This window comes from bacterium, assembly GCA_019637795.1.
Classification (GTDB): Bacteria; Desulfobacterota; Binatia; order HRBIN30; family CADEER01; genus JAHBUY01.
This window is the reverse complement of the sequence record JAHBUY010000004.1, coordinates 376,571-399,226: the sequence shown is the minus strand read 5'-3', so window position 1 is coordinate 399,226 and position 22,656 is coordinate 376,571. Positions and strand designations below refer to the sequence as shown.

Annotated in this window: 19 protein-coding genes; 3 read left to right on the top strand and 16 right to left on the bottom strand. The window is 74.0% G+C overall.

What is annotated here, in order from left to right:
* Window positions 1–21: 21 nt before the first annotated feature.
* Entirely contained in the window at window positions 22–792 is a 771-nt protein-coding gene (locus tag KF840_15745; GenBank protein ID MBX3026361.1) for a GFA family protein, read from the bottom strand.
* Between KF840_15745 and KF840_15740 the strand changes: the two genes are divergently transcribed.
* The gene (locus KF840_15740; GenBank protein ID MBX3026360.1) at window positions 791–2,086 is read left to right on the top strand and encodes an NAD(P)/FAD-dependent oxidoreductase; all 1,296 of its coding nucleotides are present in this window, start codon (window positions 791–793) and stop codon (window positions 2,084–2,086) included. The genes KF840_15745 and KF840_15740 overlap by 2 nt on opposite strands.
* Window positions 2,087–2,198: 112 nt before the next feature.
* On the opposite strand, the gene KF840_15735 is transcribed toward KF840_15740, so the two are convergent.
* From KF840_15735 to KF840_15670, 14 genes are all read right to left on the bottom strand, one after another.
* Window positions 2,199–4,025 carry a HAMP domain-containing histidine kinase gene (locus KF840_15735; GenBank protein ID MBX3026359.1) on the bottom strand — a complete coding sequence of 609 codons (1,827 nt, stop codon included), beginning with the start codon at window positions 4,023–4,025 and terminating at the stop codon, window positions 2,199–2,201.
* 145 nt (window positions 4,026–4,170) lie between these two features.
* Window positions 4,171–5,199, bottom strand: coding sequence for an NAD-dependent isocitrate dehydrogenase (locus KF840_15730; GenBank protein ID MBX3026358.1), 1,029 nt, complete (start codon window positions 5,197–5,199; stop codon window positions 4,171–4,173).
* Between the two features lie 108 nt (window positions 5,200–5,307).
* A complete protein-coding gene (locus KF840_15725) occupies window positions 5,308–7,743 on the bottom strand; it encodes an AMP-binding protein (protein MBX3026357.1) in 2,436 nt (811 codons plus the stop codon).
* Window positions 7,740–8,624 (bottom strand): 1,4-dihydroxy-2-naphthoate polyprenyltransferase, encoded by an 885-nt coding sequence (locus KF840_15720; protein ID MBX3026356.1) that lies wholly within the window; start codon window positions 8,622–8,624, stop codon window positions 7,740–7,742. The genes KF840_15725 and KF840_15720 overlap by 4 nt, the downstream gene beginning before the upstream one ends.
* Before the next feature lie 20 nt (window positions 8,625–8,644).
* Window positions 8,645–9,463, bottom strand: a complete 819-nt coding sequence (gene menB / locus KF840_15715; protein ID MBX3026355.1) for a 1,4-dihydroxy-2-naphthoyl-CoA synthase — start codon at window positions 9,461–9,463, stop codon at window positions 8,645–8,647.
* A 27-nt stretch (window positions 9,464–9,490) separates the two neighbouring features.
* On the bottom strand, window positions 9,491–12,121 hold the full coding sequence (gene menD / locus KF840_15710) for a 2-succinyl-5-enolpyruvyl-6-hydroxy-3-cyclohexene-1-carboxylic-acid synthase (protein ID MBX3026354.1): 2,631 nt from the start codon (window positions 12,119–12,121) through the stop codon (window positions 9,491–9,493).
* Complete coding sequence (locus KF840_15705) at window positions 12,121–13,509, bottom strand: isochorismate synthase (protein ID MBX3026353.1); 1,389 nt, start codon at window positions 13,507–13,509, stop codon at window positions 12,121–12,123. Before KF840_15705 ends, menD begins: the two co-directional genes overlap by 1 nt.
* On the bottom strand, window positions 13,509–14,201 hold the full coding sequence (locus KF840_15700; GenBank protein ID MBX3026352.1) for a ubiquinone/menaquinone biosynthesis methyltransferase: 693 nt from the start codon (window positions 14,199–14,201) through the stop codon (window positions 13,509–13,511). The genes KF840_15705 and KF840_15700 overlap by 1 nt, the downstream gene beginning before the upstream one ends.
* On the bottom strand, window positions 14,192–14,941 hold the full coding sequence (locus tag KF840_15695) for a MerR family transcriptional regulator (protein ID MBX3026351.1): 750 nt from the start codon (window positions 14,939–14,941) through the stop codon (window positions 14,192–14,194). Before KF840_15695 ends, KF840_15700 begins: the two co-directional genes overlap by 10 nt.
* 88 nt (window positions 14,942–15,029) lie before the next feature.
* Entirely contained in the window at window positions 15,030–15,407 is a 378-nt protein-coding gene (locus KF840_15690; protein MBX3026350.1) for a hypothetical protein, read from the bottom strand.
* Entirely contained in the window at window positions 15,404–15,748 is a 345-nt protein-coding gene (locus KF840_15685; GenBank protein ID MBX3026349.1) for a hypothetical protein, read from the bottom strand. Before KF840_15685 ends, KF840_15690 begins: the two co-directional genes overlap by 4 nt.
* Before the next feature lie 54 nt (window positions 15,749–15,802).
* Window positions 15,803–16,648, bottom strand: coding sequence for a DUF1295 domain-containing protein (locus KF840_15680; GenBank protein MBX3026348.1), 846 nt, complete (start codon window positions 16,646–16,648; stop codon window positions 15,803–15,805).
* The gene (locus tag KF840_15675) at window positions 16,593–17,684 is read right to left on the bottom strand and encodes a lysophospholipid acyltransferase family protein (protein MBX3026347.1); all 1,092 of its coding nucleotides are present in this window, start codon (window positions 17,682–17,684) and stop codon (window positions 16,593–16,595) included. Before KF840_15675 ends, KF840_15680 begins: the two co-directional genes overlap by 56 nt.
* Window positions 17,681–18,280: a chalcone isomerase family protein gene (locus KF840_15670; GenBank protein ID MBX3026346.1), complete on the bottom strand. Its 600-nt coding sequence runs from the start codon at window positions 18,278–18,280 to the stop codon at window positions 17,681–17,683. Before KF840_15670 ends, KF840_15675 begins: the two co-directional genes overlap by 4 nt.
* Before the next feature lie 192 nt (window positions 18,281–18,472).
* On the opposite strand from KF840_15670, the gene KF840_15665 reads away from it, so the two are divergent.
* Window positions 18,473–18,745, top strand: a complete 273-nt coding sequence (locus KF840_15665; GenBank protein MBX3026345.1) for a hypothetical protein — start codon at window positions 18,473–18,475, stop codon at window positions 18,743–18,745.
* A 34-nt stretch (window positions 18,746–18,779) separates the two neighbouring features.
* Window positions 18,780–20,600: a glutamine--fructose-6-phosphate transaminase (isomerizing) gene (gene glmS, locus KF840_15660; protein ID MBX3026344.1), complete on the top strand. Its 1,821-nt coding sequence runs from the start codon at window positions 18,780–18,782 to the stop codon at window positions 20,598–20,600.
* Between the two features lie 68 nt (window positions 20,601–20,668).
* On the opposite strand, the gene KF840_15655 is transcribed toward glmS, so the two are convergent.
* Window positions 20,669–22,543, bottom strand: a complete 1,875-nt coding sequence (locus KF840_15655) for a hypothetical protein (GenBank protein ID MBX3026343.1) — start codon at window positions 22,541–22,543, stop codon at window positions 20,669–20,671.
* Between the last annotated feature and the right edge of the window lie 113 nt (window positions 22,544–22,656).

Below are 22,656 nucleotides of genomic sequence, written 5' to 3'. Positions count from 1 at the left end.
ATCGGGGCCGGACGGCGCGGGCTATGCCGATGGCGGACCTTCGTCGAGGCACGGCAGCCCGTCCGCGAGCTCGACCCAGCGCAGCTTGTGACTGGTCCAGACGTGGGCGACGGGCGGAAACGCCTCCGGGTCATCGAGGCTGTTGGTCGTGACGTCGATCGCCGGCCCGTAGTCCGTGGTCCAGTAGGTCAACGGCGTGCCGCAGCGTCCGCAGAAGGTGCGCGTGACCGGGGGCGACGACGTGAATTCGACCGGCCTGCCCGCGGTGAACGAGAAATTCGCCGCATCGAGATGCAGCCACGGCACGATGGCCGCTGCCGAGGCCTTGCGGCAGGTCCGACACTGGCACGTCGTGCTGACGAGCGGCTCACCCTGGATGCGATACCGCACCGCGCCGCACAGACAGCCGCCTTCGATGGTCTTGGTCACCAACGTCGCTCCTCGCTGCTGCGTCCGACGTAGCAGACCTCGGCCGCGCCGGGCGAGGGAGCGCGCCCGCGGCGTCCGCGGCGAACCGGAGCCGGGCCGGCACCGCGGGCGGTCGCGCCGTGAGGCGGTTGGCCGGCGGGCGTTCCGAACCTCGCCGCCGGTGGCGTCATGACGCTCACCCGCTGTCCCGTCCCGCCGCGGGCGCTGGCGTCCGGTCTCACGGCAAACGGCGTGACAGCGAACCGCCGTTCGCCCACGACTCCAGCCGTGTCGACGACATGGCCGGGCAATGCCGCGCCGCTCCGCGTTCGCGCCGTCGTGTTGAAAGGGCCGTGACCAGCGCGATAACGGTGGAGGTCGCATGAAGATCGCGATCATCGGTGCCGGCGCCGCCGGCCTCGCCGCCGCATACGACCTGACCAGGGCCGGTCATTCCGTCACCGTGTTCGAGGCCGCGAACCGCGTCGGCGGGCTCGCCGCCGGATTCAAGGCCGACCACTGGGACTGGACGCTGGAGAAATTCTACCACCACTGGTTCCAGTCCGATGCCGACATCCTCGGCCTGATCGACGAGCTGGGCGCCAGGGACAAGGTGATCTTCCCGCGGCCGACCACCGTCGTCTACCACGAGGGGAGGTTCTATCCCTTCGACTCGCCGCGGCGCTGGATCACCTTCCCCGGTTTCAGTTGGCTCGATGTCGTCCGCTTCGGCGCCGTCGGCGCCTACTTCAAGGCGCTGCCCAACGGCATCGCGCTGGAGAAGCACACCGCGCACGAGTGGCTGCAGCGCTGGCTCGGGTGGCGCGCCTACGACGCGGTGTGGCGGCCGATGCTGGTCGGCAAGTTCGGCGAGGAGCACTACAAGGACATCAACCTCGCCTGGCTGTGGGCCCGCATCAAATCGCGGACGATGCGCCTCGGCACCTTCGAGGGCGGTTTCCAGGCCTTCCTCGACCTGCTCGCCGATCGGGTACGGGCCGCGGGCGCGACGATCGCCCTCGAGGCGCCGATCGCGCAGATCGCCACCAATCCGGACGGGACCCTGACCGTGACCACGCCCGAGGGGCCGTTGGTGGTCGACCACTGCATCGCCACCACCGCGCCGCGCGCCCTGGCGCGCATGGCGCCGCAGCTCCCCGCCGCGTACAGCGCCCAGCTCACCAACCTGAAGAGCCTCGGCGCCGTGGTGATGGTGATCACGCTGCGCCAGCGCCTCACCGACTACTACTGGTTCAACCTCCCCAAGGAGGCGGGCTTCCCCTACCTGGCACTGGTCGAGCACACCAACTTCCTGCCCCCCGAGCACTACGGCGGCGACCACATCCTGTACTGCGGCGACTACCTGCCGCCCGGCCACGAGTACTTCCAGCTCTCGGCCGACGCGCTGCTCGAGCGCTTCCTGCCGTCGCTGTCGCGCTTCAACCCGTCCTTCGACCGCGGCTGGGTGAAGCAGCACTGGGTCTGGCGTACCGAGTACGCCCAGCCCATCCCGCTGCGCAACCACTCGCGCAACATCCCGGCGATCAAGACGCCGCTGCCCGGCCTGTGGCTGGCCAGCATGAGCCAGGTCTACCCGTGGGACCGCGGCACCAACTACGCGGTCGAGATCGGCCGGCGCGTGGCCCGCATGGTGATGGGGAAGCCGGAGACGGCGTGAGCAGTGGGCGCGCCCTGCCCGGCGGCGCGTTCCGGACGCCAACGACCGCCGACGATCAGCGGCCGGTTGCGGCGACCACGCCTGGCCTCCCGGCGGGTCGCATGGCCTCCGCTCAGGCGCTCCTGCGGCGCCGGTGCTCCTCGATCGACACCGGCTGCGGCTGCATCACCACGCCGGCGGGCAGGGACAGGCGGAAGATCGAGCCGTCGCCCGGGCGGCTGCTGGCGCTGACCCGGCCGCCGAGCAGCTCCACGAAGCGGCGGACGATGTAGAGGCCGAGGCCGACGCCGCTGGTCGCGGCATCGCTGGGCGCCTGGTGGAACATGTCGAAGATGTGCGGCAGGTGCTCGCTCGGGATCCCCACCCCGGTATCGCGCACCTGGACGTCGAGCAGGCGGGCGCGGGCGTCGAACAGCACCGACACGGTGACGGCGCCCCGCTTGGTGAACTTGAGCGCGTTGCCGACCAGGTTGCGGACGACGATCTTGAGCTTCATCGGGTCGGTGCGGATCAGATCGGCGTTGCGCGGCACTTCCCAGCGCAGCGCCACCCCCGGCTGCCGCGGCAGCGCGTCGGTCTCGTACTGGAGCTCGGTGAGCAGCGTGCGCAGGTCGACCTCGCGGAGCTGCAGGCCGCTGCGGCCGGCTTCGATGCGGTTCACCTCGAGCGTGGCGTTGATCAGCTCGAGCAGCGAGTGGGCGTTGTCGCGCAGCCGGCGGAGCACGTCCTGCTGATCGCCGATCACCGGCCCGAAGGCCTCGTCGCGCAACAGGTCGGCGTAGCCGATGATGACGTTCAGCGGCGTGCGCAGCTCGTGCGACATGGTCGACAGGAACTCGGTCTTGAGGCTGTCGGCGCGCCGCAGGTCGCTGACCAGGCGGACGTTGTTGAGCGCGATCGCGACGTGCTGCGCGACGCCGCGCACCAACTCGCGCCCGCGGTCGGCGAAGCGCGCCGCGCCGGCGCGGGTGCCGGCGAGCACGACGCCGATGACGGCGTCGCGACGCGACAGCGCGGCGCCGAGCAGCGAGCGCGTCTCCCAGCGCTGCAGCAGCGCCGCCGTCTCGCTGTCGGCGTCCTCGTCGCTGAGCGACAGATCGCGCGCGTCGAGGATGCGGTCGACCAGCGGGAAGGCGCCGGCGTCGAACTCGACGCCGCGCAGGCTGGCGATCGCGCCCGGCACGCGGCCGGCGGTGCCGACGATCAGGTGTCCGCCCTGCGCGTCGCGCAGGATGATGACGCTCCAACTGGCGTGCAGGGCGCTGCGGATGGCGTCGGCGATGCGGTCGAGCACGTCGTCGGCGTCGAGCGAGTCGTTGATCTCGCGCGCGATCGCCACCAGGCTCTGGCCGACCGCCGCCTCCTCCTCGCGCCGCGTCGCCTCGCAGAAGATGGCGAAGCGGTAGAGGTCGAGGTGGTGGGCGCCGAACAGCGACACCGCCGCCGCCGCGGCGCTGACGAACAGCAGGTAGGGGGCCGGCACCGCCGAGGCCGGGGTCGCCGCCAGCAGCGCGGCGCTGGCGATCAGCGCCACCGCCACCAGCACGCTCTGCCCGCGCAGGCCCCAGGGCAGCAGCAGCGAGACGCCGGTCATCAGGCAGATCGCCGCCAGCAACGTCAGCTCGGGCGGCATCCCGGCGATCCAGCCGTAGACGTGCACCAGGATCATCAGCGCCGACCAGGCGAGGATGTTGACCGCCGACAGCCAGCCGCGCCGCACCAGCTCGCGCCGCCACATCAGCAACGGCACGAAGACCGCCACCTCCAGCGGGTAGATGGCCAGGAACACCGGCCAGTGGTCGTCGTAGAGCAGGTACTCGAAGATCCCGGCCAGCCCGAACAGCCCGAGGCAGAGGCCCACGGTCAGCGGCAGGCGGTCGGCGACCAGGTGCTCGCTCTCGTTCCGATAGGCGCTGTCGAGCGGGGAGTCCTCGTCCACGGAGGGCGGGGATCAGCAAGTTCGGCGCCAGCCCTGGCGTCGGGAAGGACACGCCCGCCGCCGCCGCCGCCGGACGATTGTGCGCCACCCGGCGTACCGCCGTGGACGCGCTGCGGCACCGGCCGTGGGCGGTCGGCGGGACCGGTCAACCGGCGAGGCGGCGGATGACGGCGTTGGCGAAGCCGTCGGTGCCGAGCGAGCCGCCGAGGTCGCGGGTCTTCTCTCCCGCCTCGAGGGCGCCGTCGTAGGCGCGCTTGATCCGCTCCCCGACCTGCCGGCAACGGGGGTCGTCGCGCTCGTCGGCGAGGTGGTTGAGCATCATCACCGCTGACATCAGCAGCGCCAGCGGATTGGCGATGCCGCTGCCGGCGATGTCGGGCGCCGAGCCGTGCACCGCTTCGAAGACCGCATGGCGATCGCCGTAGTTGGCGCCGGGAACGACGCCGAGGCCGCCGACCAGCCCGGCGCACAGGTCGCTGACCACGTCGCCGTACAGGTTCTCGAGCAGCAGCACGTCGAACTGGGTCGGATCCTGCACCAGCTTCATGCAGCCGGCGTCGATGATCATCTCCTGGTAGTCGATGTTCGGGTACTCGCGCTGGTGCACCCGCCGCGCTTCGCGCAGGAACAGGCCGTCGGTCATCTTCATGATGTTGGCCTTGTGGAAGACGGTGATCTTGCGCCGCTGGCGGCGGGTGGCGAAGCGGAACGCCCAGTGGGCGATGCGGGTGCAGGCGGTGTGGGTCGCCACCTTCATGCTCATCACCGCGTCATCGGTGATCTGGTTCTCGATGCCGCTGTAGAGCCCTTCGGTGTTCTCGCGGATGATGATCAGGTCGACGCCGTCGAAGCGCGTCTGCACCCCGGCCAGATTGCGCACCGGCCGCACCGCCGCGTACAGCGTCATGCGCTTGCGCAACTGCACGTTGACCGAGGTGAAGCCCTCGCCCACCGGCGTCGTGCACGGGCCCTTGAGGGCGACGCCGCAGTGCTCGATCGCCTCCAGGGTCGCGGCCGGCAGGACGTCCGTGCTCTCCGCGAGGGCCGCCAGGCCGGCCTGGCGCTCGACCCACTCGAGCGGCGCGTCGGCCGCCGCGAGGATGCGTTGCACGGCCGTCATCACCTCCGGGCCGATGCCGTCGCCTGGGATGCACACCACCGAGTGCTTGCTCATGCCACCTCCGCGTCCGGCGGGTTGCCCAGATCCGCGCCGGCCGAATAAAGCGCACGCCGCGAGCGGCGGCAACGTGGGGTCCGCGCCCGGGCCGCGGTCGCCGCGCCGTCAGCGCGCCGCGGCGCGCACCGCGCGGCGCAGGATCTTGCCGGCCGGCGAGCGCGGGAAGTCGGCGACCACGCGCAGCCGGCGCGGCACCTTGCCGCTCGCCAGCCGCGCCCGCGCGTGGGCGAGCAGCGCCCCGGGGTCGGGACCCGGCGCCGTCAGCGGCCGCACCCAGGCGGCGACGATCTCGCCCCAGATCGGATCGGGGAGGCCGAAGACGCAGGCCTCGGCGATTCCGGGATGGCTCTCGAGCGCCTCCTCGACCTCGCGCGGGTGCACGTTCTCGCCGCCGCTGATGATGACGTCGTCGGCGCGGCCGACGATCGCCAGGCGGCCGTCGGCCGCCAGGACGCCGAGGTCGCGCGTCGCCAGCCAGCCCTCGCCGTCGCGCGCGAGCGGGCTGACCACCGGGCCGTCGATCTCGACGATTCCGACCACGCCGGGCGGCGCCAGCGCCCCGTCGCGCCGCACCCGGATCGAGACGCCGAGCAGCGGCCGGCCGTCGACCGCGATCTGCGACGCCGCCTCGGTCATGCCGTAGGTGGTCACCACCGGCACGCCGCGGCGCGCGCACGCCGCGAGCAGCGCGCGCGGCGCCGGCGCGCCGCCGAGCAGCACGGTGCGCAGACGCGGCGGGAAGGGGCGCGCGCCGCGCGCCTCGAGCACCCGCTGCAGCATGGTCGGCACCAGCGAGAGGCGCGAGATGCCGGCGCCGTCGATGGCGGCATTCACCGCCGCCGGGTCGAAGCGCGGCTGCAACACCACCGGGAGCGCCGACACCAGGCCGCGCATCAGGATGGCGAGGCCGCCGACGTGGTGCAGGGGCAGGCAGGCGAGCCAGCGGTCGTCGTCGCGCACGCCGAGCGCCAGCGCCGAGCCGAGCGCGCTCCAGTAGTGGTTGCCGGCGGTGAGCGCGATCGGCTTCGGCGCCCCGCTGCTGCCGGAGGTGAAGACGATGCTGTGCGGCGCCGCGGGATCGAAGGGCGCCGCGGGCGCGTTGCCGCTGCCGATGTCGGACCCGGCCAGGCGCGCGCCGACCAGCGCATCCGGCAACGCGCGCGCCAGCGCGTCGGTGTCGCCGTCGGTGATCAGCGCCCGGCACGGCGCCGCGCGCAACTGTCGTTCCAGCTCCGCCGCGGTCAGCCGCTCGCCGAGCGGCACCGCCACCGCGCCGCGGTGGGCGATGCCGTGCAGCCAGACGGCGAAGGCGAGGCGATCGCCGAGCAGCAGCCCGACGCGCTCGCCGCCGCCGACGCCGGCGGTCGCGAGCCGAGCCGCCACCGCGGCGGCGCGCCGGTGCAGCGCCGCGAAGGTGAGCGTCCGCTCGCCGTCCTCGAGCGCGACGCGTTCGCCATGCGTCGCCGCCCGCTCGGCCAGGAGCGAACGCGCGGCCGGCGCCGCGGTCGGGGGCGGCGCCGCGCGGCGTCGGGATCGTGGGATGGCCTCGGCATCGACCGCATACGCCGTCCCCATCTGCGCCCGCGCCAGCGCCGCGGCGTCGACCTCGACGCCCAGCCCGGGTGCCTCGGGCACCACCAGCGCGCCGTCGGCGATGGCCAGCGGCGACCGCACCAGGTCGCTTGCCAGCAGCGCCGCCGTCGCCAGCCCGCAGGCCAGCAGCGGTCCCTCGATCGCCGCCGCCACCTGCGCCGCGGCGGCGATGCCGACGCTCGCGTCGAGCGCCGAGGTCACCGTCACGCCGAGCCCGGCGGCGCGGGCGCGGCGCGCGACGGCGATGCTGTCGCGCAGACCCAGCCACGCCGGTTTGATGACGATCACGTCGGCCGCCGCGGCGGCGATGAGCCGCTCCACGCCTGCCAGGTCGGCGGCGGATTCGTCGGCGGCGATGGCCACCGGGACGGCGCGGCGCACCGCCGCCAGGCCGGCGATGTCCGCCACCGGCTGCTCGACGTACTCGAGGTCGTATGCGGCGAGCGCCCGCAGCGCCGCGATCGCGTCGTCCACCGACCACGCCGCGTTGGCGTCGGCGCGCAGCGCGACCGCCGGGCCGACCGCGGCGCGGACGGCGGCCAATCGCCGCCGCTCGCCGGCGAGATCCGTCGGGTCGAGCTTCAGCTTGAGGCAGCGGACGCCGCGCCGCACCCATGCCGCGGCCTCGGCGGCGGCCGCCTCGGGGTCGCCGGCGGCGAGCAGGGCGTTGAGCGGAATGCGCCGGCGGCGCACGCCGCCGAGCAGCGCCGCCAGCGGCACGCCGGCGGCCCGCGCCCGGTCGTCGAGGGCCGCGCACTCGAGCGCGGCGCGCCGGGCGGCGGCGCTGACGACGTCCGGCGGTGCCGCTCCCGGACGCGCGCTCGCTTCGCCGCAGCCGCGGCCGAGCTCGAACAGGGTGCCGAAGCGCGCCGCCACGGCGACGCCGGCGATGCGCAGCGGACGGACGAGCGGCAGCGCGAACGGCGTGGCGCGCGCCGTCCCGCTCATCGCAACAGGCCGGCGGCGAACAGGACCGCGAACCCGAGTTGCAACTGCGCGGTCGCCGCGAGCAGCGCATTGAACGCCGGGCCGTCGGCGGCGCGTCCCATGTCGGCGACGCGGCGCCCGGCGAGCGGCAGGGTGGCGAGCGGCAGCAGCACCCAGGGGGACGTCCAGCCGCGCGTCCACAGCAGCAGCGGGACGAGATAGGCGAAGCCGAGCAGCAGCGCGTATGCGACCCGGCCGGCCGCCGTGCCGAGGCGCACCGCCAGCGTCCGCTTGCCGGCGGCGCGGTCGGTGTCGGCGTCGCGGGTGTTGTTGACCACCAGGATGGCGGTGATCAGCGCGCCCACCGGCAGGGCGGCGAGCAGCGCCAGCGGATCGAGGGCGGCGGTCTGCACGTAGGTCGTGCCGACCACCGCGGCGACGCCGAAGAAGAGGAAGACGCAGACCTCGCCCAGGCCGTGATAGCCGAGCGGCCACGGCCCGCCGGTGTAGGCCCAGGCGGCGGCGACGGCGGCGGCGCCGAGCACGGCGACCGGCCAGCCGGCGGTCGCGATCAGGTAGAGCCCGACCAGCGCCGCGAGGGCGAAGGCGAGCCACTGCGCGGTCCGCACCTGCCGCGCCGGGAGCAGCCCGCTCTGCGTCACGCGGATCGGCCCTCGGCGCGCCGCGGTATCGGCGCCGCGCTCGAAATCGTCGACGTCGTTGGCGAGATTGGCGGCGATCTGCAGCAGCAGCGCGCCGCTCAGCGCCGCCGCCGCCGGACCGGCGCGGAACCCCCCGGCGCGCGCCGCGATCGCCGAACCGACCAGCACCGGCGCCACCGCGGCGCTCAGCGTTCTCGGGCGGATGGCGAGCAGCCAGGGGTGGGCGGCCGGATCCGTCATCGCTGCTCCGTCGCCGCGGCTCACGGCAGGCGCGGATACTTCGAGAAGTCGGGCGGCCGCTTCTCCAGGAACGCGTTCCGCCCCTCCTGGCCTTCCTCGCTCATGTAGAAGAGCAGGGTCGCGTTGCCGGCCAGCTCCTGCAGACCGGCCAGGCCGTCGGTATCGGCGTTGAAGGCGGCCTTCAGGCAGCGCAGCGCCATCGGCGAGTTGGCGAGCATCTCGCGCGCCCACTGCACCGTCTCCTCCTCCAGGCGCGCCAGCGGCACGACGGCGTTCACCAGGCCCATCGCCAGCGCCTGCTGCGCGTCGTACTGGCGGCAGAGGTACCAGATCTCGCGCGCCTTCTTGTGGCCGACGATGCGCGCCATCAGCGTCGCGCCGTAGCCGGCGTCGAAACTGCCGACGCGCGGTCCGGTCTGGCCGAAGCGGGCATTGTCGGCGGCGATGGTGAGATCGCAGACCAGGTGCAGGACGTGGCCGCCGCCGATCGCGTAGCCGGCGACCATGGCGATGACCGGCTTGGGGATGGCGCGGATCAGGCGCTGCAGGTCGAGGACGTTGAGGCGCGGCACGCCGTCGTCGCCGACGTAGCCGGCCGCGCCGCGCACCCGCTGGTCGCCGCCGGAGCAGAAGGCGTCCGGACCCTCGCCGGTGAGGATGATGACGCCGACCGCGCGGTCCTCGCGCGCCGCGGCGAAGGCGTCGAGCAGCTCCATCACGGTCTGCGGCCGGAAGGCGTTGCGCACCTCGGGGCGGTTGATGGTGATCTTGGCGATGCCCTCGCCGACCTCGTAGCGGATGTCGGTGTAGGCGCGGCGGGGTTTCCACTCGATGGACATGGGGTTCTCCGCTGTCGACCGCGGCCCTCAGCCGGCGGCGGACAGTGACGGGGCGGCGTCGGCTGCCGCGAGGAAGTCGCGGACCAGGCGCTGGAACGCCGCCGGGTTCTCGAGATGCGTGGTGTGGCCCGCGTCGGGGACGATCCGCGACACGGCCTGGGGGATGCGCGCGCGCATCGCGCGCGCGATGGCCTGGAACCTGGCGTCGTGGGCGCCGGCCAGGAGCAGCACCGGCATCGCCAGCTCGTGCAGGCGGTGCCAGTACGAGGGCTGGCTGCCGGCGCCGATGCCGCGCAGCGCGCCGGCGAGGCCGGCGGGGCGCTGGCGCAGGCGCGCGGCGCGCGCCGCGGCGCGCGCCGCCGGCGACAGCCTGGCCTGGGTGGCGAACAGCGGCTGCGCCATCCAGACGTCGACGAAGGCGGGCAGGCCGTCGCGCTCGAGGCGCTCCGCGAGCTGCGCGTCGGCGGCGCGACGGGCGGCGCGCTCGTCGGCATCGGCGATGCCGGGGGACGCGCCTTCGAGGATCAGCGAGGCGACGCGCGCCGGCTGCTCGACGGCGAAGGCGAGGGCCAGTCGGCCGCCGAGCGAGTAGCCGAGCAGGTGGACGCGCTCGAGCGCCAGCGCATCGAGCAGGGCCGCCAGGTCGTCGACGGCGCGTCGCATCGCGTAGCGCGCGGCGTCGGCCGGCGCGTCGCTGTCGCCGTGGCCGAGCAGGTCGGGGGCGACGACATGGAACCGCGCGGCGAGCCGGCGCGCGTGCTCCTCCCACAGCGCGCCGCTGCCGGTGAAGCCGTGCAGCAGCAGCAGCGGCGGTCCGTCGCCCCACTCGCGCACCGCGTAGCGGACGCCGTTCGCCGCCAGTGCGCGCGGCACCCCCGCGCGCGCCGGCGGGTCGCTCCCGGCGAGGGCGGCGCGCGCCGCCGCGCCGGCGGCGGCCCAGATCCGCCGGTGCCGCGCGACGCTGCCCGCGAGCGCGATCGGCACCTCGATGACCGTGACGCCCGGCGCGGCGAGGGCGGCGCGCAGCGCGGCGGCGACGGCGTCGCGCGAGGTCGCGCGACGGAAGGCGCAGCCGTACATCTCGACCCCGCCGCGCAGGTCGAGGCCGTGCGGGGTGCGGAAGAGGCGCTCGAACGCCGGGCTGCCGTCGGCCTGCGGCAGGTAGGAGAAGATGCCGCCGCCGTCGTTGTTGCAGACCACGAACACCGCCCGCAGCGCATGCCGCGCCGCCGCCAGCAGGCCGCCGAGGTCGTGCAGGAAGCCGAGATCGCCGGTGAGCGCCACGGTCGGGCCGGGGCTCGCCGCGGCGACGCCGAGCGCGGTCGAGACGAAGCCGTCGATGCCGTTGGCGCCGCGGTTGCACAGCACGCGCACGGCGCGCTCGGCGCCGGACCAGAAGGTGTCGAGGTCGCGGGTCGCCATGCTGTTGCCGACCATCAGCGTCGCGCCGGCGGGCAGCTCGGCGGCGAGCGCGGCGACGACGCTGCCCTCGAAGCAGGCGTCGTCGGCGGCGAGCTGGCGCGCCACCGCCGCGGTGGCGGCGGCATCGGCGCGGCGCCAGGCGGCGAGCCACCGCGGCTCGCGCGCCAGCCCGCCGCGCGCCGCCAGGGCGCGGCAGAGCGGCGCCACGTCGGCGTGGGCGATGGCCGTCGCGCGCTGCAACGGATCGTCCCAGCCGGCCGACGGATCGACCACCACCTGCCGGCAGTCGGGGAGGTCGCGCAGCCAGGTCAGCAGCGCCTTCGAGATCGGCAGCGGGCCGATGCGCAGGACGACCGCGGGGGCCAGACGGCGCGCCGTCGCCGCATCCCGCAGCAGGGCGTCGTACGCGGCGATGACGTGCGAGCGATCGTGGTCGCCGTCGCGCAGTTGCGCCGTCGCGTCGGCCAGCAGCGGCCAGCCGCGCGCCGCCGCCAGCGCCGCGATGGCGGCGCGGGTTTCGCCGTCGGCGTCGAGCGGCCCGCAGACGATGACGCCGCGGGCGCTGACGGAGAGCGCGGCGTCCAGCGCGTCGAGATCGGGCAGACGCCCCGGCGTCAGCAGCGCGGTCGGCGGCGGCGCGACGTCGGTCGAGTCCGGCAGCAGCGCCCGCGGGTCGTCGGGCCCGAGCGGTTCGCGCAGCGGCAGGTTGAGATGCACCGGTCCGGGCGGCGCGGCGCCGGCGACGGCCACGGCGCGGCTGCCGACGGCGTGGAAGTAGGCGCGCCCGGCGCTCGGCTCGCCGACCTCGCAGAACCACTTGGCGTAGCGGCCGAAGAGCGCGAGCTGATCGATCGCCTGGAAGGCGCCGCAGTCGCGCAGCTCGGGCGGGCGGTCGGCGGTGAGCAGCAGCAGCGGCACGCGCGCCTGCGCCGCCTCGACGACGGCGGGCAGGAAGTTGGCGGCGGCGGTGCCGGAGGTGCAGACGACGGCCGCCGGGCGGCGCGTCGCCCGGCCGAGGCCGAGGGCGAAGAAGGCCGCGCTGCGCTCGTCGAGGTGCGACCAGACGCGCAGGCGCGGATCGTGCGCCACCACCAGCGCCAGCGGCGTCGAGCGCGCGCCCGGGGCGACGCAGACGTCGCGCAGGCCGGCGCGCGCCATGGCGTCGACCAGGGCGCGCACCGCGGCATAGGTTGGGGCGCTCGACGGCATCGGGGCGGGGGCAACCGCCGGCTCCATCACACCTCCATCAGGGCCGCCAGCAACGGCTGCAGTTTGAGCCGCGTCTCGTCGAGCTCGGCCTCGGGATCCGAACCGGCGACGATGCCGGCGCCGGCGAACAGCAGGGCGCGCCGGCCGCGGATCAGGGCGCAGCGCAGGGCGACGTCGAAGGCGCCGTCGCCGGCGGCATCGAACCAGCCGAGCGGACCGGCGTACCAGCCGCGCTCCAGCCCTTCGCGGGCCGGCAGCGCCGCCAGCGCCGCGGCGCGCGGTTGGCCGGCCACCGCCGGCGTCGGGTGCAGGCGGTCGACGACGTCGAGCGCGTGGGCGGGCGCCGTCAGCCGGCCGGCGATGGCGCTGCGCAGGTGGTGCGCGTTGGCCAGCCGCACCACCTGCGGCACGGGGTCGATGGCCAGCGTCTCGCACAACGGCTGCAGCGCGGCGCGGATGCCGTCGACGACGATGGCGTGCTCGCGGCGGTCCTTGTCGCTGGCGAGGAGGGCGCGCGCCAGCGCGTCGTCGGCGGCGGCCGTGGTGGCGCGGGGAGCGGTGCCGGCGAGCGCGGCCGTCGAAACCGCCCGGCCGTCGACCCGCGCCAGCAACTCGGGCGTCGCGCCCAGGAAGTCGCCGCCGGCGCCGCCGAGCCAGAAGGTGGTGCAGCTCGGATAGGCCCGGCGCAGGCGCGCCGCCGCGGCGGCGCACGGGAACGGCTCGTCGGCGTCGAGCCGGCAGGTGCGGGCGAGCACCAGCTTGCTGAAGTGGCCCCGTCCGATGTCGGCGACGGTGGCGGCGACGGCGCGCTGCCACGCCGCCGGGTGCGGCGCGGGGCGGGCGCGATAGCAGGGGTGATGCGCCGCCGCGGCGGGACGGGCGCGCCACTCGTCGAGGCGCGCCAGCGTCCGGCGCAGGCGGAACGCGACGGCGTCGGGCGCGTCGCCGGGTTCGACCAGCAGGGTGACGATGCGCGTCGCCACCCCGCCGCGGCGGAGGAGGGCGAGGCGCGGCACCAGCACGCGCGCCGCCGGGAAGCCCTGCCAGTCGCCGCCCGGCGCGGCGGGGGCGAAGGCGAAGGCGGCGATCGCCAGTGGCGCGACGTCGCCGTCGACGACCGCCTCGGCGAACAGCGCCGCCGCCGCGTCGCGGGCGGTCGCGAAGCGGTGCGCGCCGTTGGCGGCGTGGCTCCAGGCGACGCCGAGCCCGGCGATCGCCTCGTCGGTCCGTTCGAGCAGCGCGGTGGCGCGTCCGGCGCGCCGCGCCGCGGCGACCAGCGGCAGCGGATCGGGGAGGTCGGCGAGCCGGCGGGCGATGCTCAGCAGCACCGGCCGGCGGCGCGCGGCGGCGAGCCCGCAGGCCTCCGCCAGGCTGTCCCGCGGCGGCGGCCATGGCGCGGCGAGGGCGGGATCCATCAGCGCGTGGCGAGCAGGAGCTGGGCGATGCCGCCGGCGAGGCGCCGCTTGCGCGGCTGGCGGAAGCCGGCGGCGGCGAGCATCGCCAGCAGCTCGGATTCCGGCGGCAGGTAGGCGGTCGAGGCCGGCAGGTACGCGTAGGCGGCGCGGTCGGAGAGCAGGCCGCCGAGCAGCGGCACGGCGCGGCGGAAGTAGAGGGCGTGGCCCCAGCGGCTGAGCGGGTGGCGCGGCTCGTCGACCTCGAGCAGCCCCAGGCGGCCGCCCGGGCGCAGCACGCGGGCCGCTTCGCGCAGCAGCGCGGGGATGGAGATGACGTTGCGCAGCGCGAAGGCGCTGGTGACGACGGTGGCGCTGGCGTCGCGCAGCGGCAGCTCGCAGGCGTCGCCGCGCACCAGGGCGTCGGCGGCGCGGCGGGCGCGCGCCCGGGCGAGCATGCCGGCGGCGAAGTCGACACCGACGACGCGCGCCCCGGCGACGCGGCCGAGCGCGCACAGATCGCCGGTGCCGCAGCCGAGGTCGACCAGCAGGTCGGCCGGGCCGACGGCGAGCAGGCGGAGCGCGCGCCGTCGCCAGCCCTGGTCGAGGCGCAGGGTGAGCAGCCGGTTCAGCAGGTCGTAGCGCGGGGCGATGCGGTCGAACATCGCCTGGACCATGGCTGCCTTGTCCTCGGGCGGCGGCAGGGTCAGCGCCATGCGACCTCCAGGCGCCCGGATTCGATCACCGCCACCGCCTGCTCGAGCGCCGCCGCATCCGGCTGTTGGCGCAGGCGGGCGAGGGCGCGCTGCAGCAACGTGCGCTGGAAGTGCAGGGCGACCAGCGTCGTCACCGCCGGCAGCAGCTCGCGGAACGTCTCGGCGATGCGTTCCGGGTCGGCGCCGCCGCCGTCGACCTTGCGCACGAAGCGGTCGAAGAGGGCGACGGCGTCGTCGGCCAGCCCCTCGACGTGCTGGGCGTGGCGCAGCGCCATCTGCATCAGCTCGGGGAGCGGGAAGCCGGCGCCGAGCACCGCCAGGCCGGCGCGCGCCATGCGCAGGTCGGCCTCGCCGTAGCGCGGCTCGCCATCGACCAGCGCCGGGACCAGCAGACCCGCCGCCTCGATCGAGGCCAGGAACGGCTCCGGAACGCCGGAGCGCGCCGCCAGCTCGGCGCGGGTCAGCGAGGGCTCGCCGCTCTCGGCGCTGACCGCCTCGAGCAACGCCGCCTTCTTGGCGCCCGAGGCGCCGCTGGTCAGCAGTCGCTTGACCACCGCCAGCGGCAGGCCGTCCGCCTGATAGCGCTTGATCCGCTCCAGCACCTCGAGGTGCGCCGTGCCGTACACCGCCCGCCGTCCCGCCCGGCGCGGCGCCGGCAGCAGGCCCTTCGCCTGGTAGAAGCGGATGGTGTCGATGGACACCCCGGCCGCGCCCGCCAGTTGCTCGACGCTGTACTCCATGCGTGATTACTCTTAGAGTAATCACTCTCAACGTCAAGCGGGGCACAGCGCGCCAGCGCCGCGCGGCGGTGACGTGCCGCGCCGCCGGCTACTTCGGCAGGGTCGGCGTCCGGTTGCCCTCGACGGTGATGTTCTGCGGCAGGACGAAACCGCCGATGACCACGGCGCCGAAGAAGCCGGCGATGATGCCCTCGAGCAGTCCGCCCTGGACGATGCGCGCCTCCACCAGGCGCTCCTGCTCGATGATGTACTTCGCCTGGTCCGACTGGGTCATCGGGAACAGCCCCCAGGCGTAGTAGAACGTCTGGTACTTGCGGCTGACCTCGACCGGGGCGTCGGGCGGCAGCAGGCGGACGTGCTCGGGGAAGGGCGGCGCCTCGGCGCGGACGTGGAAGCAGGCGGTGCTGGTGCAGGCGAGGACGGCGATCAGCAGCGCGGCGATCACCCGGGAACCGCGCGGTGTCATGGGTTGCCCTCCACGATCACGGTGCGGCGCTGGATGCTGACGATCGACATGACCGGATTCATCAGCATCTCGAACCACTTCTGGTAGGTATCGAAGCGGACCTCGCGCAGGTGGTAGCGCTCGATGTCCTGGCGCGTGCTGTTGCTGTCCGAGAACGCCTTGGCGCCCCACTGGTAGAACCAGACCGTCCGCTCGACGTGCACCTGCGCCGGCTTGTCGGCCGGCATGATGTACACTTCGCGTCCCGGCGGCGCGACGAGGTGCATGGTGCCGCAGCCGATTCCGGGGGCGGCGAGCAGGCCGACCAGCAGCAGCCGGCGCAGGGTTCGGTATCCGCGCATGCTTCCTCCCTCCGCCGCGCTTCCTAGCGGACCGGGTCGGTGGCCGCCACGCCGTCAGCCGGCCTTCGGAAACCAGGGGATGAAGGCCGAGGTGCGGGCGACGTAGTCGGCGTAGCCCGGACGCCGCCGGCCGATCGAGCGCTCCAGCAGGGCGACGCCGGAGACCTTCATCAGGAAGAAGGTCATCAGCGCCGGGCTCAGCACCGTCCACCAGGCGCCGCCGGCGGCGGCGACCAGCCACAGCCCCCACCAGACGCAGGCATCGCCGAAGTAGTTGGGGTGGCGGGTGTAGCGCCACAGGCCGCGATCCATGACCGCGCCGGCGTTCGCCGGGTCGGCCTTGAAGCGTGCCAGTTGCCAGTCGCCGACGCTCTCGCAGGCGAGACCGAGCGCCCACAGCGCGGCGCCGGCGGCGTCGAGCCAGGTCAGGTGCGCCGGCGCGACGGTCGTCTGCCCGACCTGCACCGGCAGCGACACCACCCACATCAGCGCGCCCTGCAGTCCGAACACGGTCGCCAGGCTGACGAGCGGGAAGCGCGCCCCGTGGTGGCGGCGCATCGCCTGGTAGCGGTAGTCCTCGCCGTGACCGGCGTTGCGCCAGAACAGATAGAAGGCGAGGCGCAGCCCCCACAGGACGGTGAGCAGGGTCAGCAGCAGCTTGCGCCACGGATAGCCGCCGGCCAGCGCCGCGGCGACGATGGCGATCAGGGCGAAGCCGAGGCCCCAGTAGATGTCGACGATGCTGACGTCGCGCAGGCGCAGGCTGGCGAGCCAGAGCAGCAGTTGGGCGAGCAGCGTCGCCAGCGCGGTGGCGAGGAGGATGGTGCCCAGGTCCACGGCGGTCTCAGGCGGAGAGGGCGCGCGGGCGCGGCGGCGCGGCCGCGGCGGCGAGGGCGGCATCGACCCAGTCGTCGATGCGCTGCCAGTGGGCGTAGAGCCACTCGGCGCGCCCGTCGGCGTCGCGCGGGATGGAGGCGAAGGGGACGCGCCAGAAGGCGACCCGCACCTCGCGGCCGATCAGGGCCCCCGCCAGCAGGTCGCGGACGCTCGCCGCGCCCTCGAAGCCGGTGTGGGCGCAGAACACGACGTCGGCGCCGGGGTTCTTCTCCAGCAGGCCGAGCGCGCCGCCGAGGCGCGGCGGCAGGGTGTGGCGCAGCCGCTCGGCGCGCGCCTGCAGCCTGGCGGGCAGCGCCCCGCGCAGGCGGGCGACGACGCGCTCCCGCTTCGCCGGCGAGAACCGCGTCCCCTCCGGATAGAGGAGCACGCCGTCGTTCGGGCCGAGCTGCTCGATCAGGCGCTGCACGGCGGCGATCTCGCGCCCGCTGTCGCCGGAGCCGCGCTGCACGAAGTAGTTCGGCAGGCGGTTGCCGACGATGTCGAGGCAGGGATCCCACAGCAGCTCGCGCTTCATCACGTAGCGCAGCATGATGCCGTGCCGGGCGCCGATGTGCACCGCCGGCAGCACGGTATCGCCGATGCTCGCGTGGCGCAGGAACAGCAGGTACGGGCCGCTGCGCACCGCCGCGTCGCCGCTGACCACGGTGCGCAGGCCGAAGATCCGTTCGGCGCCGTGGAAGAGGCGGCACGCCCACCAGCACTGGAGCCGGAAGTTGGCGCGCAGGTAGGCGTCGGACAGGCCGCTCAGCCGCGCCGCCGGCGTGCTGACGCGGCCGCGCCCGCCGGCGGTCGCCAGCCAGAGGACACCGGCGGCGGCGACGCCGGCCACCTCGCAGCTCAGGTAGAGCAGCGCGAAGGCGAGGCAGCGCAGCGTCGGCCATCGCCGATCGCCGCGCCACGCGTCCGTCGCCGCGGCCGCCAGCGCCAGCGCCGGCAGGGTCGCCAGCAGCAGCAGCCAGGCCGAGGCATAGAGGGTGATCGTCGTGGCGCGGCGCGCCCAGGCGCGCCACCGCGGCGGCGACAGCGGCGCGTCGCTCATCGGCTGGCCAGCAGGGCGCGCTTGAGGTCGCCGTCCAGCGGCTGCGGGCCGAGCCAGATGGCGAACAGCGCGGCGGCGAAATCGGCGTCCGGGATGGTGCCGAGCGGGCGCCCGTTCAGCGACAGCTCGGTGCCGACGCCGGGGAGGTAGGTGAGCGCGTAGCGGTCGCCGGGGCGGATGTCGACGAACAGCCGCGCGAACTGCTCCAGGCGCGGCCGCAGCGAGGCGAGCGTCGCGGCGTCGACGTTGCGCGCCATGCCCTCGATCGTCGCCGGCCCGAAGTCGCGGCCGGCGAGGGCCCAGAAGTACTCCGCCTCCAGCCGCTTGGCGACGTCGCCGAGCGCGCTGCCCGGCGCCGCTCCCTCCTCGAGATGGAGCGCCGCGACGTACGCCTTGATGACGACGCGGTAGCGCAACAGACCGGCGTTGTTGAGCACCAGCAGACGACCGCCGGCGTGGACGCTGGGGGCGAAGGTCACCCCCTCGATCTCGATGCCGCCGCGCGCGCCGACCGGCCCGCTCCAGACCACCGCCTGCACGGCCAGCGCCATCGCCGTCATCCAGCGCATCGCCCGCGTCGCCACCCCTGAACTCATGCCAGGCCGCGACACCTCTGCAAGCCGTCGCTGCGAGGAAATCCCTGCCTCCCCCGCCTACCGACAGTCCTCGCGCCCCGCAGCCCGCCCAGTAGCCAAAAGCCGAGCCGACGTGGCGATAATGGCCAATGGGTGCCCGTATTCGGGCAAATTCGTTGCTTTCGCCGTTCTCGAATGGTTCCATGCCGCTTCATGGAGAGTACGGACGGCTTTGCCGCGTTGGTCGAGCACCTGGAGCGGACGACGCGGCTGAGTCGGGCCGAGGCCGAGCGGGTGGTGGCCGAGGTGCTCGACTACTTCTCGGAGTCGCTGGAGGGATTCGTCGTCCGTCGCCACGCCGAGTTGCAGGGCGAGGAGCTGCGCAACGCGGAGATCTTCGCCCGCCTGGTCGCGGAGGCGCGGCAGCGTCGCTTCGCGGCGCCGGCGCTGAGCGAACGCCAGGTGCGGCGGATGGTGTACGGGTGAGCGGGCGCCGGCGCGCGCGCGTGATGGAGGAGCCATGTGTGGGATCGTCGGCTACGTCGGGCGGCAGGATGCGCTGCCGATTCTGATCGCCGGGCTGCATCGGCTGGAGTATCGCGGTTACGACTCGTCGGGGGTCGCGGTGGTGACCCGCGGCGGGCTGAAGGTGCACAAGGCGGCGGGGAAGGTGCGGCAGATGGAAGCGACGCTGCCGCGGCGGTTGAAGGGGACGGTCGGCATCGCGCACACGCGGTGGGCGACGCACGGGGAGCCGACGGACGCCAACGCGCACCCGCACCGCGACTGCAGCGGCCACATCGCCGTCGTGCACAACGGCATCATCGAGAACGCCGCCGAGTTGCGCGCCGAGCTGGAGGCGAAGGGGCACGTCTTCGCGTCCGAGACCGACACCGAGGTGCTGGCGCATCTCATCGAGGCGTTCGGCGGCGAGCTCGACGCGGCGGTGCGGCAGGCGCTGGCGGTGATCCAGGGCACCTACGGCATCGCCGTCGTCGACGCGCGCCAGCCGGATCGGCTGGTCGCGGCGCGCAACGGCAGCCCGGTGGTGATCGGCGTCGGCGAGCGCGAGATGTTCATCGCCTCCGACGTCGCCGCCCTGGTGCGTCACACCGAGCAGGTGCTGTACCTCGACGACCGCGAGGTCGCGGTGCTCGATGCCGGCGGCTATCGCACGGTGACGCTCGACGACCAGCCGACCACCAAGGCGCCGGCCACGGTGCAGTGGGGCCAGGAGGCCTACGACCGCGGCGAGCACGACCACTTCATGCTCAAGGAGATCCTCGAGCAGCCGGAGGCGTGCGAGCGGACGCTGAAGGGGCGGCTCGACCTGCAGTTCAGCACCGCGCACCTCGGCGGTCTCAACCTGACGCCGCGCGATCTGCTCGACATCAAGCGGGTGAAGATCCTCGGCTGCGGTTCGGCGTACTACTCCGGCATCGGCGGCGCCCACCTGCTGGAGGCGCTGGCCCGCGTGCCCGCCGACGCCGAGGCGGCGTCGGAGTTCCGCTACCGCAATCCGGTGATCGAGAAGGACTGCCTGTACGTCGCCGTCAGCCAGTCGGGCGAGACCGCCGACACGCTGGCCGCGGTGCACGAGGTGCAGCGCAAGGGCGGGCGGGTGCTCGGCATCGTCAACGTCGTCGGCTCGAGCATCGCCCGCGCCGTCGACGGCGGGATCTACATCCATGCCGGGCCCGAGGTGTCGGTGGCGTCGACCAAGGTGTTCACCTGCACGCTGGTCGCCTTCGCCCTGCTGGCGCTCTACCTCGGCCGCATTCGCGACCTGTCGCCATCGGCGGGGCGGCGGATCATCGACGGGCTGCAGAAGCTGCCCGAGCAGATGCGCGCCGTCCTGCGCGGCGCCGAGCAGATCCGCGCCGTCGCCCGCGCCCATGCGACGCGCGACAACGCCTTCTACATCGGCCGCGCCAACGGCTACCCGGTGGCGCTGGAGGGGGCGCAGAAGCTGAAGGAGATCGCCTACGTCCACGCCGAGGCCTATCCGGCCTCGGAGCTCAAGCACGGGCCGCTGGCGCTGGTGTGCCCGGAGACGCCGACCTTCGTCGTTCTGCCGCGCGACCACCTCTACGAGAAGTCGTTGTCGTCACTGGAGGAGATCCGCGCCCGGCGCGGGCCGGTGATCGCCGTCACCCACGCCGGCGACGAGCGTCTGCCGGGGCGCAGCGACGCCCTGCTGCTGGTGCCGCCGAACGAGGACGAGCTCAACCCGATCCTGCTCACCCTGCCGCTGCAGCTCGTCGCCTACTACGCCGCCGTCGAGCTCGGCCGCGACGTCGACCAGCCGCGGAATCTGGCGAAGAGCGTGACGGTGGAGTGAGGCAGGTTGTTGGTTGTTGGGTTCCGGAACTCTGACTGGCAACTCAACAACCAACAACGTGACGACCTTCAGATGACGTACTCCAACTGGAACAACACATTGTCGCGGTCGCGCAGCAGGCTGATGCCGGAGCCGCCCTTGAGCGTGCTGGCGTACAGATAGCTGTAGCTGAGCGTGAAGCGGAACGGGTCGCGCACCAGGGTCACCTGCGGCTGGGCGACGACGGCGCCGCCCCAGTCGTAGAAGACGCCGAGCGCCGGCGCCACCTGGCCGCTGAAGTACTGGGTCGCGACCAGCAGGGTGTTCAGGTACTGGTCGACCGGCTGGTGGATGAAGACGCTCTCCGACGCGCCGCTCGGGATGCCGCGGCTGTCGGGCGACTGGTTGTAGGCCGGCACGGGCAGCACCTCGCCGTTGAACAGCTTCGGCTGGCCCGGGACGTACGGGCCGATGGCGGGGATCGGCACGCGCTTCGCCGCGCCGTTCAAGTGCTTGTAGAAGAACTGGGCGCTGAAGAAGATCGACTGCCCCGGGTTGAGCCAGCGGATGAACTGGTTGTGGTCGATGCCGAGGGCGTAGTTCCAGGAATCGCCGGTGCGCCGCCCGCCGGTGCAGTAGCCGGTGCCGGTGAGGCGGCCGCCGGCGGTGCAGTTGCCGAGCGCATAGACGAAGGGATCGAGCTGCGCCTGGGTGAAGCGCGCCTCGTTGCTGAAGTAGGCGAGCTCGCTGCGCAGCACCGGCTCGCCGCTCAGGCCGAGGTAGCGCGCGTAGTCCGCCGGGACGCTGGTGGTGATGCTGGCGCCGGTGATCTGGGTCGTCGGCACCGTCTGCACCGCCTGCGCCAGGTAGCCGGCCGCCCGGCCCTGCTGGATGGCGAGCGGGAAGAAGATGCCGCTGTTGGGATCGCCCTGCACCAGGGTCTGCACCGCCGGGGTGTCGAGATACGTCCAGTAGCTGGCGATGCCCACCTGGGCGTCGCTCAGCGGCGGCAGCGGCGTGGAGAACTTGAACTGCAGGCCGCCGCGCGTGTGGGGGAGATTGGTCGGCGGGATGTCCTTGGTGGTGAGCAGGACCGCGCTCGGCTGGAAGTTGGGGAGCTGCCACGGCGAGCCGTTGGGGATGCCGGGCTGGATGGCGACGGCGTTGTCGACGGCGGCGAAGCCCTCCAGGTACGAGTCGTAGAACGGCAGGAACGGGATGTCGCCGATCTGGTAGCTGGTGCGCAGCATGTCGAGCGGCAGGCGCCGCTCGTCGAGCGGGACGAGGAAGCCGCCGAAGCTGTTGTCGAGCGGGTTGATGTTGTCGAGCAGGCGGAAGGCGTCGGTCTCGCCCCAGGCGAGGATCTGGCGACCGAAGCGGAGGTACAGCTTGCCGACGTCGGCCTCGAGGAAGGCCTGGAAGAGCCGGGCGCGCCACGAGGCGACGTTGCGCAGCGTGCGCCGCACCGGCAGGACGGGCGGCGTGCGGCCGGAGAACGGCGGCACCAGCACCTCGTTGTAGTACTGGTACGCGGTGCGGTACTCGGCCGGGCCGTAGTCGTAGACACCGTCGTACTCGAAGCGGCCGGTGAGGTTGTACTTCACGTTGCGCACCCGCACCGGCAGGTCGTTGATCAGCGCCAGCGGCCCGAAGCCGTCCTTGATCAGGCGGTCGAGATTGTGCCGCAGCTCGGCCTCGAGGAAGTACCGGCTCTGGCGCATGTGGCCGGCCGGCGACACCGGAAACGTCAGGCTGCGGAAGGTCTGCCGGCTGTGGGTCGGCGTGCCGTAGATGATCGAGATGTCGGTGTGCTGGCTGCCGACGCGCGCCGCGGTGTAGCTGCGGACGCCGAGCGAGAGCTCGCCCGCTTCGTCGAGCGCCGCGCCGTGCGCGGCGTGCGCGGCCAGCAGCAGTGCCAGACTTGCCGCCAGGGCGGCGGCGGCGGATCCCCCCGGTCTGCGCATCACGACCCTCCGTTTCGCTGACGATCTGACCGCCGGGTTTCCGCGCGCCACGCCCCACACGCGCCGCGCCCCGCCGATCACCCGGCGCCGTGTTACGTCATCGCCGCTCGTTC